At 69.8% G+C, this 13,096-nt stretch carries 12 protein-coding genes and 1 tRNA gene; 6 read left to right on the top strand and 7 right to left on the bottom strand.

Features of this window, described 5'->3' with window-relative positions; all coding sequences use genetic code 11:
* Positions 1 to 9: 9 nt before the first annotated feature.
* Entirely contained in the window at positions 10 to 810 is an 801-nt protein-coding gene (locus tag EYW40_RS06355; RefSeq protein WP_135820795.1) for a M14 family metallopeptidase, read from the bottom strand.
* A 171-nt stretch (positions 811 to 981) separates the two neighbouring features.
* Between EYW40_RS06355 and EYW40_RS06350 the strand changes: the two genes are divergently transcribed.
* Complete coding sequence (locus EYW40_RS06350; protein WP_135820794.1) at positions 982 to 1,581, top strand: DUF5789 family protein; 600 nt, start codon at positions 982 to 984, stop codon at positions 1,579 to 1,581.
* A 16-nt stretch (positions 1,582 to 1,597) separates the two neighbouring features.
* On the opposite strand, the gene EYW40_RS06345 is transcribed toward EYW40_RS06350, so the two are convergent.
* A complete protein-coding gene (locus tag EYW40_RS06345) occupies positions 1,598 to 2,077 on the bottom strand; it encodes a DUF309 domain-containing protein (protein WP_135820793.1) in 480 nt (159 codons plus the stop codon).
* A 110-nt stretch (positions 2,078 to 2,187) separates the two neighbouring features.
* Between EYW40_RS06345 and EYW40_RS06340 the strand changes: the two genes are divergently transcribed.
* The gene (locus EYW40_RS06340) at positions 2,188 to 2,889 is read left to right on the top strand and encodes an HAD family hydrolase (RefSeq protein ID WP_135820792.1); all 702 of its coding nucleotides are present in this window, start codon (positions 2,188 to 2,190) and stop codon (positions 2,887 to 2,889) included.
* A 3-nt stretch (positions 2,890 to 2,892) separates the two neighbouring features.
* Here the strand turns inward: EYW40_RS06340 and EYW40_RS06335 are convergent, their stop codons facing one another.
* Both EYW40_RS06335 and EYW40_RS06330 read right to left on the bottom strand, forming a co-directional pair.
* Positions 2,893 to 3,240, bottom strand: a complete 348-nt coding sequence (locus EYW40_RS06335) for a four-helix bundle copper-binding protein (RefSeq protein ID WP_135820791.1) — start codon at positions 3,238 to 3,240, stop codon at positions 2,893 to 2,895.
* Between the two features lie 187 nt (positions 3,241 to 3,427).
* Entirely contained in the window at positions 3,428 to 7,159 is a 3,732-nt protein-coding gene (locus tag EYW40_RS06330; protein WP_135820790.1) for an Eco57I restriction-modification methylase domain-containing protein, read from the bottom strand.
* A gap of 102 nt (positions 7,160 to 7,261) precedes the next feature.
* Here EYW40_RS06330 and EYW40_RS06325 point away from each other — a divergent pair.
* Positions 7,262 to 7,345, top strand: a tRNA-Leu gene (locus EYW40_RS06325).
* Positions 7,346 to 7,445: 100 nt separating this feature from the next.
* On the opposite strand, the gene EYW40_RS06320 is transcribed toward EYW40_RS06325, so the two are convergent.
* Both EYW40_RS06320 and EYW40_RS06315 read right to left on the bottom strand, forming a co-directional pair.
* Positions 7,446 to 9,812 (bottom strand): ABC transporter substrate-binding protein, encoded by a 2,367-nt coding sequence (locus EYW40_RS06320; protein WP_135820789.1) that lies wholly within the window; start codon positions 9,810 to 9,812, stop codon positions 7,446 to 7,448.
* Between the two features lie 48 nt (positions 9,813 to 9,860).
* Positions 9,861 to 10,616, bottom strand: coding sequence for a ribonuclease H-like domain-containing protein (locus EYW40_RS06315; RefSeq protein WP_135820788.1), 756 nt, complete (start codon positions 10,614 to 10,616; stop codon positions 9,861 to 9,863).
* Positions 10,617 to 10,749: 133 nt separating this feature from the next.
* Between EYW40_RS06315 and EYW40_RS06310 the strand changes: the two genes are divergently transcribed.
* The 3 genes from EYW40_RS06310 (at position 10,750) to EYW40_RS06300 (ending at position 12,921) form a co-directional block, all read left to right on the top strand.
* Entirely contained in the window at positions 10,750 to 11,130 is a 381-nt protein-coding gene (locus tag EYW40_RS06310; protein ID WP_135820787.1) for a DUF7522 family protein, read from the top strand.
* 117 nt (positions 11,131 to 11,247) lie between these two features.
* Positions 11,248 to 11,700: an Lrp/AsnC family transcriptional regulator gene (locus EYW40_RS06305; protein WP_135820786.1), complete on the top strand. Its 453-nt coding sequence runs from the start codon at positions 11,248 to 11,250 to the stop codon at positions 11,698 to 11,700.
* 57 nt (positions 11,701 to 11,757) lie between these two features.
* Positions 11,758 to 12,921: a DUF63 family protein gene (locus tag EYW40_RS06300; protein WP_135820785.1), complete on the top strand. Its 1,164-nt coding sequence runs from the start codon at positions 11,758 to 11,760 to the stop codon at positions 12,919 to 12,921.
* Here EYW40_RS06300 and EYW40_RS19900 read toward each other — a convergent pair.
* Positions 12,847 to 13,083, bottom strand: a complete 237-nt coding sequence (locus EYW40_RS19900; protein WP_135820784.1) for a hypothetical protein — start codon at positions 13,081 to 13,083, stop codon at positions 12,847 to 12,849. The genes EYW40_RS06300 and EYW40_RS19900 overlap by 75 nt on opposite strands.
* Between the last annotated feature and the right edge of the window lie 13 nt (positions 13,084 to 13,096).

The raw sequence follows: 13,096 nt of genomic DNA, 5'->3' as shown, positions 1-13,096 counted from the left end.
CCCCCGGATTCACTCGCCGGCGGAGGGGTCGCCGCCGACGCTCCCGACCCGCTCGGCCGCGTAGCCGAACACGCTGGAGTAGCCGTGAGCCGACAGCAAGACGGGGTAGAAGTCGGTCTCGGCGGTGACGGACTCGCCGTCGACGGCGGCGAAGGGCGTCCCCGCGGGCACCCGCTCGAAGTTCTCCGCGTACACCTCGTACTTCGAGGCCGGGCGCTTGTCGATCGCCCGCACCAGCTTGTACACCGGGACCTCCCGGCGGACGGTCTCGCCCGGGAGCACGCCCGTCGCGGTCAGGAACTCCCGCGTGACCCGGAGCGCGTTCTCCTCGGCCTGCGCCGACCCCTGCAGGCCGGCCTCTATCTCGACGGCGTCCGTCGCGACGAAGATCCGCCCCTCGATGTACTCGCTGGTCTCGACGAGCGCCGTCACCGATAGCTGCGGGGGGATCTCCCGCGCGAGGTCGTCGATCCCGTCGACGACCGCGAACGGCTCCGCGTAGGACTGCGTCGAGTGGATCGCCAGCGTCAGACAGCCCTCGATCTCCTCGCTCAGGGCCGCCGCCAGCCGGCGCTCGTGCTCGTCGGAATCGGGGTCGCCCGGGAACGCGCGGTTCAGGTCGGTGTCGACGTAGCGCTCGCCGCGCTCGATGGCCTCCTCGTTGGCGACGACGAACTTCACCGGCTCGTCGACGGTGAGCGGCTCGTCCAGCAGCCGCTCGACCGCCCGGACGCCGCAGGGCTCGTCGCCGTGAACTCCGGCGACGACCGCCACCTCCGGCGTCCCCTCGCCGCGCTGTTCGACACGCATCGTGTCGTAGCACGAACTCCTCTGTAAAGTGGCTTGAGATCCGTTGCCGACGGCCCCGACCGACGCGGACCGGCCGTCGCCGAATCCCGGTCCGGCCGCCCCCGACGCTCCGACACGTCTCCCATCGTCCCGCTGCATAGGGTTATCCCGCTCGGCGTCGTAGATTTCACAATGGCAGACGACAAGTCCGGCCGAGATAAGCAAGCACGGGACGCCGAGCGCCGACAGCGGAAGCGGGACCTCGCCATCGAACTGGAGCGGTCGGACGAGACCGAACCGCCGGTCGACGAGCGGGAACTCGGCGACCTCGAAGCGGAACTCGACTCCCTGACGTTCCCGGCGACCGGCCGCGACGTCGTCGCGGCCGTCGGCGACCGCACCATCGAGTCGGCGGACGGGACCGTGACCGTCGAGGACGTCGTTCCGGCGACCGACGCGGAGGCGTTCGAGTCGCCAGAGGCGGTTCGGACCCGGGTCCAGCGCCCGACGGTCGCCGCGGCGATGAAACGCGTCGTCGAGGCCGTCGACCGCCTCCCGAACGCGTCGCTCGGCCGGTCACAGCGCGAGGCCTACGAGAAGACGTTCCGGGCGCTCAAGGCGGTCGACGCCGACGATGACGACGAAGGCGTCCGGGCGATCGCGGACTGGCTCGTCGACCGGGTCGACGAAAAGGGGAAGGTCCCGGACTCGCGGCGCGTCCGCCGCCGGGCGGCGGAGTTCTGCCGGGAGCACGGGTACGAGGTCCGAAACGACGAGTGGCTCGGGGTCTGAGCGGTCCCCGGCCCGGCTACTCCAGCGCCGCCGCGTACGCGAAGTCCTCGTCGTGCGCCGACGGCCGGTCGCCGTCGAGCGGTATCCGCCAGCCGTGGAGCGCCTCGGGGTCGTTCAGAGCGTTCGTGAGCGTCGTCCGCACCTCGGGCAGGTCGACGCCGTAGAAGTCGCGGGGCACGCCGTGGAAGTACTGGAGCGCGGTGTCGAACAGCGAACGCATCCCGTCGTCGTCCTCGAAGTCGAAGTGCTTGTACGCGCCGGCGGCGACCTGCACCATCCCGTGGAGGAACTTGCTCTCGGTCGTCCCGCGGCCGTAGTTGTACCACTCGTCCTCGAAGCAGTCGTGGGATTCGTGGAACTCGCCGGCGTTGTACAGGCGCACGCCGTGGACCGTCGCCCGCCGGAGCGTGGCGTGCTCCCACTGGCCGTCGTCGCGCCACCCCGTCGGGTCCCCGGCCGGCGGGCCGACGCTGGGGTCCCGCGTGTGGTCGTCCATGCCCGAACCGTCGCCCCGGACGCGGGTAACTCCTCCGGCGAGGCCGCGGGCGGCCTCCACCCCGGATCGACGCACCGAAGTGGGCGACCCCCGGATCGGTGACAACACCGATGTCGTACGACGCGATCCTGCTGGACCACGACGGCGTGATCACGACGCCGCCCGGCCGCGACCTGCTCCACGACGCCGCCCGCGAGACGTTCGCCCACGCCGGCGTCGAGTCGCCCCCCGACCGCCACGTCGAGGGGCTGGCCCTCGGCGTCACGGCGGACTGGCTCGACGGCCTCTGTGCCGAGTACGGCCTCGACCGCGACGAGTTCTGGCGGCTCCGCGACGAGACCGCGTCGGCCGCCCAGCGCGAGGCGATACTGGCCGGCGAGAAGACGCTGTACGACGACGTGTCCGCCATCGACGCGCTGGACCACGACCTCGGGATCGTCAGCGTGAACCAGCACGCGACGATCGAGTTCGTGCTGGATCACTTCGACCTCGCGGACCGCTTCGGGACGTACTACGGCCGCCAGCCGACGGTCGCGGACCTCGACCGGAAGAAGCCGGACCCCCACTACGTCGAGCGCGCGCTCGCCGACCTGGACGCCGGCCGCGCGCTGTTCGTCGGCGACAGCGAGAGCGACGTGACCGCCGCCGCCAACGCCGGCATCGACTCGGCGTACCTCCACCGCCCCCACCGCGACGGGTCGCTCTCGGTCGACCCGACCCACGAGGTCGAGTCGCTCGCCGGCCTCCACGACCTGCCGGGCGTCGAGACCGTCGAATACGCGGCCGACGGCGACGGGACGACCGCCGGGTGACCGTTACGCGCCCGCCATCTCCCGGCAGGTCTGGGCGCACTCCCGGAGCGTCTCGGCACAGACCTGACAGTGCTCGGCGTCGTGTCGCTCGCACTCGTCGGCACACGCCTCGCAGGCGTCGGCGCAGGTCTCGGCTAGCTCGTCGCTGTACGCCGAGTTCCGGGCCATGAACCGCGCGTGCATGGTCGTCAGGTCCGCGACGTCGCGGCAGAGCCGCAGGCACTCGGCCATCTCCTCGCCCTCGCCGGCGCACTCGTCGGCGCACCACTCGCAGGCCTGCGCGGCCTCGAAGCAGTTGTCGATGCACTCCGCCATCTTTCCGTCCAGGTGGCTGATCTCGGTCAGGGACATCGCGTCGGCCGCTACGCCGCGTCGCCACTTCGTTATCGACAGCCAAGGCCTATCGACGCCGCGGCGGGGGCCGAGTAACGACCGCCAACCCCTGTTCGAAACGTGACGCTGTCGGCGTAATCCCTGGTTTCCCGCCCGGGTGGGTGCCGATGACTGCAGAACGGCGACGCGGCCCGGCCGCGGCGGATCAGAACACGTCGAGGTACCGCTCGACGACGGCCCGGTCCTCCTCGGAGAGGTCGAACGCGTCGTACACCAGCCGGTCTATCTCGGCTTCGAGGGCGTCGACGCTCGTCTCCTTGACCGCTCGCCGGTCGGCCGCAAGCGCGTCGAGCAGCCGTTCCACGTCGTCCCGGGTCTCGGGGATCGGGATCGTCCGCGTCTCGCCCTCGCTCACGTCCCGGCCGTCGACGGCGGCGCGGACGTACCGCGCCCGGAGCCGACGCTCGTCGCGGTCCCCGCGGTCCAGCAGCGGCGCGGTGATCTCGTCGGTGCGGCCGGCCGTGACGGCGAACCGTCCGTCGTCCGTCTCCTCGACCGCCGCGTCCACGGGGGTCCGGCGCGTCCGCCACTCGTAGTCGACGTACCCGAGTTCCCCGTCGAAGTCGTCGAGGTACGCCCCGGGGAACGACGCGACCTTCTTCCGAAGCCGGTCGTGCTCGACGGCCTCCCGCGCGAGGTCGGCGACGCCGGAGCCGGGTTCCGGCAGCGGGATCGCGTCGACGTACTGCGTCTTGTACCGGTACCTGAACGGCCGCCCGCGGAGCGGGGGGCTGGTCTGTTTGACGACGAACTCCGCGGCCGAACTGTTGAGCAGCCCCAGTAGCTCCATCTCGGAGTACGCCGCGTCGTCGTCGAACGTGGCCACGTACGACGTGTTCTTGAAGCAGCGGAACCCCTCGGCGTGTGCGAAGTTGTTCTCCGTGCTCATGTCGGGCGTGGGGATCCGGAAATCGCCCTCGTACACCGACTTCGGGCGCACCCCGTCGTACTCGTAGATCCCCTTCGACCCCGTGTCGACGCAGTACCGGTCCGCGAGGTAGTCCGCCATCGAGTCGAGGTAGGCTTTCGTGTTCGGGTAGTTCGACAGGTCGACCAGTTCGCCCCGCTCGTCGTAGGGGTAGACCGCGTACTCGCCGTCCCACTCGACCGCCCACCGCCGGACGTGCTTGCCGCGGACGATCGGCAGGAGGAGGTCCCGCTCAAGGTCGTGTTCGGCTATCTCCGATTCGTCGACGACGAAGGCATCGTCGCCGCCCGACGAGACGCCCTGCCTGATGCCCAGACAGACGTCCCCCACGGCGGTGGCGGCGTTCCGGTCGAGTTTCTCGGCGACCGACCTGACCGACGCCGGCGTGAACCGCCAGCTGTCGGCGCCGAGCCGGTCGGTCGGGAACGTCGACAGCTCCAGTTCCTCGGTGACCGTCTCCGCCGCCCCGAGGCGGTCCCGGACGTCCTGCAGAACGCCGTCGCTCCCCCTGTGCACTTTCGCGTACGGCGTCTCGGTGCGGCTCCCGTCCCGGTCGACGGTGAGGATGCAGGCGAAGTTGGTCGCGTCGTCGAACACGTCCACGTCGCCGAACTCCACGTACGACGCGAGGGAGTACTCCTCGGCGATGATCCGCCGGATCTCCTTGCCGTAGTTCGACCGCGTGAACTTGTTCGGCGTGATGAACCCCAGCCGACCGTCCGCCGAGAGCATCCCGAGCCCGCGTTCGAGAAAGAGCACGTAGAGGTCGTACCTGCCGTAGGCCGAGCGGTAGAGGCGCTCGTACGTCTCCTGTCGGGCGTCGGGGATGCCCTTGATGTTCACGTACGGGGGGTTCCCGACGACGTAGTCGTACTCCATGTAGTTCTTGACGACGAGCGCGAGCACGGTGTCCTCGAACATCTTGAACAGGCGGCCGTCCCCGTGTTCGTCGCGGAGATACCGAACCGTCCCGAGCACGTCGTCGACGTACGGCTCGAAGAAGTCCGCCACGCCGTCGTACTCGCGGGTCGTGTAGCGGTGGATGCCCTCCTCGAGGCCGCCCTCGTACTCCCAGCGGCCCTCGCGCATGTGGAACTTCACGACGTCGAGCACGCCCTGCAGGGCGGCGTAGTACTCCCCGAAGTTCCGGACGCCCGCCGACGTCCTGACCGTGTCGTACCGCGGCATCCGAACCCGCTGGACGAGGAACCCGTCCTCCCGGTCGGCGTCGGCCACCTCGCCGTCGTCGACCTCGATGGGGAGGGGCACGGGGATTTTCACGTCCCGGCCGTCCTCCGTGACCGCGTCGAGCGTCATCTGCGTCTGGTCCCCGTCGCCGACCTCCACGCCCGTCAACTCGCGCTCGTTGCGGAGGGTGTCGGTTCGGAAGATCGGCAGCCGGCGGATGGTGAACGACTCGTCGTCCCGCTTCGCCTCGCGGTACTCGGGGAGGACGGCGACCAGAAACCGGATCTGGGCCATCAACACCGCGAACGGGTGGACGTCGAGGCCGACGATGTGGGGGTGCGTGCACAGTTCGGTGAGGCGGTCGGCCCAGTCCGGGTCGTCGTCGTACCGGCGCACGTCGTCGAGGTAGCGGTCGACCGCCTCGACGAGGAACGTCCCGGAGCCACAGGAGGGGTCGACGAGGCGCCCCCCGGAGACGCCCACGTCGTAGTCCACGCTGTCCATGATGTACTCGGCGACCGCCTGCGGGGTGTAGAACTCCCCGAGGGCCTTCCGCGTCTCCGGGTCGAAGTACCGCTGGTAGAGGTTGCCGAGCGGGTCGCCCTCGATCCGGGAAAAGTCGAACTTCAGCACGGCGAAGGCGACGTGTGCGATGGCGCGGCTGAACCGCTCCCGGGTCGCCGTGCTCACGCGGGTCACGTCGCTCCCGCCCTCGGCCACGTCGCGGAACCGCGAGTAGTGGTTCGCGTGCTGGCTGGCGGTCTGCTCGCCGTAGCCGTCCGTCCACCAGACGAAGATGTCGTCCTCGAACGGGCTCTCGACGAGCTGGTTTCGCATGTCCTCGATCATCCCGTTGGCCGCGATGGGGTAGGCGTCGAGGTCGATGCGTCCGTCGAACCCGCCGAGTTCGTCGACGTACCGCCGGAGCCCCTTGCTGTGCGGGAAGAAGTCGTGGTCGTCGGTCGCCTTCGCCAGGAGGAGGCGGGCCAGCAGGGCGTGCCCGGACTCCAGACAGAACATGAAGTCCCGGAGCGAGCCCTCACCGTCGACGAACGGCTCCCACGACTCCGGGACGTCCTCGGGGACGCTGGCGTAACTGGCCTCCCAGAAGTCGTAGGCCCCCGTGACGAACTTCGCGTCCCGCTCGTCCCTGAGCTCAGCGAGCAGGTCCATCATCGCCGTCACGAGGTCGGCGAAGGGGCTGTTCTCCTCCAGGCGGAACGTCTCGAAGAAGTGTTCCCGGCCGAGCTGGCCGTCGAGCGCCACCTCGTCGAGGCGGTCGAGGAACTCGTCGACGCTGTCCGGGTCCGTGACGTCCCACTCCGGTTTCCGAAGCGCCGCTTCGAGGTCGGCGGCGTCGCCCTCGGTCGCGTCTTCCAGCGCGACGGTGAGGAGATGCGTCCGCCCGTCCCGGCGGTACAGGCGGAGTTCGTCGCCGTTCGTGAGGACGCCGTAGTCGGCCTTGAGTTCGTCCACGTAGTGAAACAGCTGGTCGTCGTGCGGGTCGAGGTCCCGCCCGGTCGTTTTGAACTCGTAGACGGCGGTGGCGGACTCGTTCGCGTCGAGCGTGACGTAGTCGGGGCGTCGGTCGTCCGGGAGCGTCCACTCGCTGCGGAGGTCGTGGCCGGCACCGTCGTAGCCGAGGCGGCCGTAGAAGTCCTCGTTGAGGAACGCGTTCGCCACGTCCGTTTCGCTCATGTCCGCGTGGAGGCGCGACGCGATCCCGTGGAGGGCGTCACGAAACCCGGCCGTATCCGACATGCTTCCCCCGAGACGGCCGCCCGGTAAAAAGCATTGTGTCGACCCGCATCGAGCCCAAACCGGAGCCTTAAACCACTACGAGGGCGTTCGACCCGACTGCGTGCGAGGGTAGCCAAGCCAGGAAACGGCGGCGGACTCAAGATCCGCTCCCGTAGGGGTCCATGCGTTCAAATCGCATCCCTCGCACTGCCGGCCCACGCGGGCCCTCGCTAGTGCGGAAGACCGTCCCTTCGGGGCGATCTTCCCTCGCAAAGTTCTCACGGCGCTGTCCCGAACAGCGACGGCGTTACTCCTCGTCGTCCTCGCCTGCGAGCCACCGGATCGCGCCGCCGGCCGCGAGTGCTGTCAGCGCACTGCCGACCCCGAAGCCGGGCATCTCCTGCGAGTCGCCGGCGAACTCGGCGGACCCGTTGCCGGACTCGTTCCCGTCGGTGTCGCCTGATCCGCCGTCGGACGCCGGTCCGTCGGTCGTGGCAGTGGGCTCGACTGCGGTCGCGGTGCCGTCGCTCCCGTCGCCGCCGCCCCCGCTGGCCGTCCCCTGTTCCTCCACGACGCGGATGACCCCTTCCTCGCCGAGCGACTCGTGGGGCGCGCAGTGGTACTCGTACACGCCGGGCACCTCGAACGTGTGTTCGTAGACGTACCCCTCGTCTTCGAGGGGTTCCTGACCCGTCCAGTTCGCCCCGTCCGGCTGGCTCTCGACCACGAGATTGTGGGAGCCGCCGCCCGCCCACTCGAACCTGACGGTCGTCCCGGGCTCGATTACGACCTCCTCGGGCGACATCTGGTAGTCGTCGGTGAACTCCACCGTCACTCCCGCCCTGCCGCCACCGCCGGCCTGGCCGTCTCCCCCGTCATCGGTACCGCCGCCGGTATCGTCGCCCCCGCCGCCACCGCCCCCACCTCCACCGCCGCCCCCGGGCTCGGTGACGGTGTTGTACTTCTGTCGCCCGACGGAGCCGTGCATCGGCACGTCGAGCGTGCCGTCCCACATCGTCTCGATCGCCGGGTGGAAGACGGGCAGCAGGACCACGTCCTCCCAGTTCATCCGCTCCATCACGACGAACGCTTCGGGGTTCGGCTCGGGCTCCCGCTGGATGTACTCCCAGGCCTGTGCGGCCTCCTCGGCGGCGTCCGTCCCGGACCAGTCGGCGAACGATATCGCCGAACCGGCGGACGTGTCCGTGTTTTCGGGCGCGAGGTTCTGGAGGAAATCGGGCGCGGCCGGGTAGTTGGCTCCCCACCCGAGCGCGTACGCTTCGAGGTCGCCGTTGCGCCCCCGCTCCGTGAGCGTAGTGAACCCCATCTGCTCCAGCGTGACGTCGACGTGGGCGGACTGAAGCTGGTCGCGGACGATCTGTCCGACGTCGCGCCAGACGTCCGACGGGTATATGGCGAACTCCAGTTCGTAGGGGTCGTTTTCGCTGTACCCCGCGTCCTCCATGACCGCCCGCGCGCGGTCGATCCGCGTCTCGTTGATGCCGTACGGGTACTCCTTGGCGTGCTCGCGGTAACCGGCCGCGTTGTCCCGGAAGAGGTTCGGCGGGCTGAGGTGAGCGGCGGGGCGGGCGGGGCCGTCGAACAGGTCCCGTGCCACCGCCGTCTGGTTGAGGACGTGCGCGAACGCCTTCCTGCCCGCTGGACGCGTGCTCTCCTGGTTGAACCCGACGTAGTAGGTGAGCAGGTCGGGCACCGAGAAGTACTCGGCCGTCCGGCCGTTCTCCAGCGGGCCGTACGTCCCGATGTGCCGGCCGCGGTCGTCGGTGCGGTCGACGGACACCTTCCCGGAATCGAACTGTGACCGGGGCACGTCGACCTCGTGTGCGCGCTCGTTTAGCACCGAGTACGTGTACCTCGCGTCGTCGTCGCGGATGATCCGCCAGTTGACCGCCTCGACGGACGGAACCCTCCCGTGGTACTCGTCCCATCGGCGCACCTGGATTTCGCTCCCCGAGTTCCAGCGTTCGAACGCGAACGGCCCGCAGCCGACGGGGTACTGTGCGAACTCCTCCTGGGTCATCTTCCCGCCGTACCCCTCGACGTCGCCGACGAGTCCCTCGGGAACGATCGAGAACCACGGCATCGCGAGCAGTTCCCGGACGGAGTGGAAGGGGGACTCGAGTTGCATCGTCACGACCTCCGACGACTCCGCGGAGACGGCCAGCGACCCCGGCACGTAGTCGCCGCCGTCGGTGCGGTGGGCGACGCCCATGTCGTCGAGCAGCAAACTCCGATAGCCCGACGCGCTCGACTGGGCGACCCGCTCGAAGGTGTACACGACGTCGCCGGCGGTGAGGGCCTGCCCGTCGTGGAACCGGACCCCCTGCTCCAGTTCGATCCGGACGGTCCGGCCGTCGTTGCTCGTCTCGACGCTGCGGGCGAGCAGCGGTTCCGGCCCGGTCTCGCCGTCGGAGAACTCCGTCAGCGTGTCGAACACCTGCGTGACGACCTCCAGCGCGGTCCGGCGGCTGGCGGCGACGGGGTCGAGACTCCGGAGACGCTCGCCGACCAGGCGCAGAACGTCGGTTCCGGGTGGGGCGGAGGCGGTTCGGGCGTCGGCGACGCCGCGGCCGGCCAGCCCCGCGGCGGCCGCGGTACCGGCCGTCGCCTGCAGTAATCGGCGACGCGACAGCGTCGGGTCCGTCGGATCCATACGCCCCCGATCAGGCGGGGGGACAATAACGGTTGGTGACGTGACGAGTCAGGCGTCGGCCGCGCGCTCGGCCTCGAACACGTCGTCGTGGAGCCGTTCGGTGACGGCGTCCATCAGGCGGGCGAGGTTCGCCGCGTCCTCGCGGTTGTACGAGACGAGCGTGTCGAGCGCGCCGTCGTCGCCGGCCTCGTACTCGCGCCAGAGGCGGACGGCGTCCTCGCCGGAGATGTCGGGCCGGTCCCGTTCGAGCCCGATGTCCCGCTCGATCGCCTTCAGCCCGCCCGTGAGGCCGGTCTGCCGACAGGGGTACATGAGGTCGACGTGGGGCGTCTCGACGGAGACGTCGAACGACGTTTCGAGGAACGGCACGTCGAACCGCTTGCCGTTGAACGTCGCCACGAGCGAGGCGCCGGCGAACTGCCGTTCGATCGCGTCGGCGGTGAGGTTCTCGCCGCGGACGAGCGTCGTGGTCTCGCCGTCGCGGTGGAAGCTCACCGTCGTCACGCGGTCGCGCTCGGGGGAGAGGCCGGTCGTCTCGATGTCGAAGTAACAGACGTCGGACCGGAAGTTCTCGTACAGCCGCCAGTGGCTCCCCTGCGGGAACCGCTCGGCGAAGAAGCCGGCGTCGCCGTCGTCGAGGCGCTCCCAGGCCGTCGCGATGAACTCCTCGACGCGCTCGCCGGTCGTCGGGCCGAGGTGGGACGGTTCGAACGCCTCCCAGCGCGTGACGCCGTCGCGCCAGAGGCGGCGCTCGGTTTCCTCGCCGACGCCGCGGACCGGGATGAAACTGTTCTCGATGCGCACGTCCCCTATCGGGGCACCGCGCCGACAAAACCCTTTCTACGCCGACCTGTCCGGCCGCCCGTCGGCGGCCGGCCCGTCGCGGATTCCCGGGCGAACAGTACCGTTATGGTGATCGGTTCTGTGCCCACCGACTATGGAAAACGATCTGCTGGCGGACGAAGCGGCCGACAGGGTCGTCTCGCTGTGTCGCACGGCGATCGGCGACAGCCTCCGGTCGATCACATACTTCACGCGCGACGACTTCGAGCAGCTGTACCTGCGCGACGACCTGGAGCAGGACGCCGACCTGATGGGCTTTATCGGCAACGAGTGGCAGGACTTCAAGACCACGCAGTCGGCCTACGAGGGGACCGAACTTGGGGACTACGAGTTCACGATCCGCGCGTTCGAGAACGGCTACCTTGTCCGCGTGACGACCGACACCGAGGGCGTGTTCGCGACGGCCGACAGCATGACGATTGCGACGTACGAGGACGTCGCGGCCGCGCTCTCGGCCATCCTGGAGGAGCGCTGAGGCGGCCGGTCGCCGACCGACGGGGATCGGAGCGGGGCGGTGGGAGCGAGGCGGGCCGTGGCGAGAGGGCGGCCCGACCGGGGATAGATTGACGGCGGCGGTGTCCGAACGCCGCGTATGGAGCTGGACGACACGGACCGCGAGATACTCCGCATCCTCCAGGCGGACGCCCGGACGCCGTTCAGCGAGGTCGCCCGGGAGATCGAGATGTCGAGCGCGACCGTCCACGACCGCGTCTCCCGGATGGAGGAGGCCGGGGTCATCGAGGGGTACCACGCCGAGGTGGACCCGCGGGCCGTCGGCCTCGGCATCTCCGCCGTCGTCGGCCTGCGCGTCGAGCAGGGCCGCGAGCAGGACACGCTGGAGCGCCTCCAGGAGGTCGAGGGCGTCCAGGAGATCCACCTGACGACCGGCGAGTGGGACGTGATGGCGCGGGTGTACGCCGAGGACGCCGACGCGCTCCGGGAGCTGATGTTCGAGCGCGTCGCCCGGATGGACGGCTTCGCGCGCTCCCAGACGATGGTGATCCTCGGCACGCACCACGAGAGCCAGGAGCTCCCGTTGGAGTAGGCGCGCCGGGCACACGAGACCGGAAGCGTGAAACCCTCCGGGTCGCAGATTGCCGCTATGGACGACGTCCTCGACAGGGTTTCCCCCGAGCGCGCGTGGGCCGCCGTCGTCGCGGCCATCGTCGCCGTCTTCGGGGTCGGCTCGGTCGTCTTCCCCCGAACCGTCTACGCGGAGTTCGTCTGGCACTACTTCTGGGGCCCCGTGTACGCCGACTCCGAGGGGGCGAGTTGCGTCGCCTGGGCGAACGGCGACCGCCGCCTGCTCGGGGCCGAGGAGTGCCGGGCGCTCGCCAACGACCCCGAGCGGCTGGCCGAACTCGGCCCGGTCGCCGAACCCGGCTACACGGTCGTCTCGGAGATCGGTTACGTGGTCATCCTGCTGATCGCGCTGATCGGCGTCATCTTCCTGCTCAAGCGGCTCGACATCCAGCGGTACCGCGCCGGCTTCTACGCGCTGTTCCCGTTCATGCTGTTCGGCGGGGCGCTCCGGGTCGTCGAGGACGCCAACGTCGCGGCGATCCGCGCCGGCGTCGAACAGCCGATCAGCTACCCGCTGAACACGCTGCTGATCAGCCCGCTCATCTACTTCACGATGTTTTTCTTCGCGCTGGCGGCCGTCGTCACGGCCGTCTGGCTCGACCGCAACGGGTACGTCTCGGGCTACGAGTACCCGCTCGCGGGCATCGGGACGGCGGCGCTGGTCGCCTGCGTCGGCTACCTCGGCATGCTCGCGGCGACCAAGGAGTACGTGTACTTCTACCCGCTGCTCCCGACGGTCGTACTGGTGGGCGCGACGCTGTCGGCGGGGCTGACGTGGGTGCTCGTCCAGCGGTACGCCCCCGAGGTCAACCGCGGGACGGGGCTCATCGGGCTGGTGATAATCTGGGGCCACGCCATCGACGGCGTGGCCAACGTCGTCGGGCTGGACTGGGCGGGCGAACTCGGCGTGCACTACGGCGACCTCGGGCCGAAACACCCGGTCAACGCGGGGATCGTCGACATCACCGGCGCGGTGCTGCCGGCGAGCATCACGCAGTACACGGGCACCGCGTGGCCGTTCCTGCTGGTGAAACTCGTCGCCGCGGTGTTCGTCGTCTGGATCTTCGACGAGCGGATCTTCGAGGAGAACCCGCGCTACACGATCATGCTACTGATCACGGTGCTCGCGGTCGGCCTCGGCCCCGGGACCAGGGACATGCTCCGGGCCACGTTCGGTATCTAGGGCGGCGAGCGCCGGTTCCGGGAAGTACCGGCCCCCGCAGTTCGCACACACCGCGATGTCGACCGCGCCCGTCACGTCCGCCCGCACCGCGTCCGCGCCCACCTCTCGTTTCTCCAGTCGGCCGCCACAGGTCGCACAGCCGAGGTCGAACTCCGTCGTCATTCCCGTCCTCCCG

The organism is Halostella litorea (assembly GCF_004785955.1).
GTDB lineage: Archaea > Halobacteriota > Halobacteria > Halobacteriales > Natronoarchaeaceae > Halostella > Halostella litorea.
This window is presented reverse-complemented; position numbering and strand designations above follow the sequence as displayed.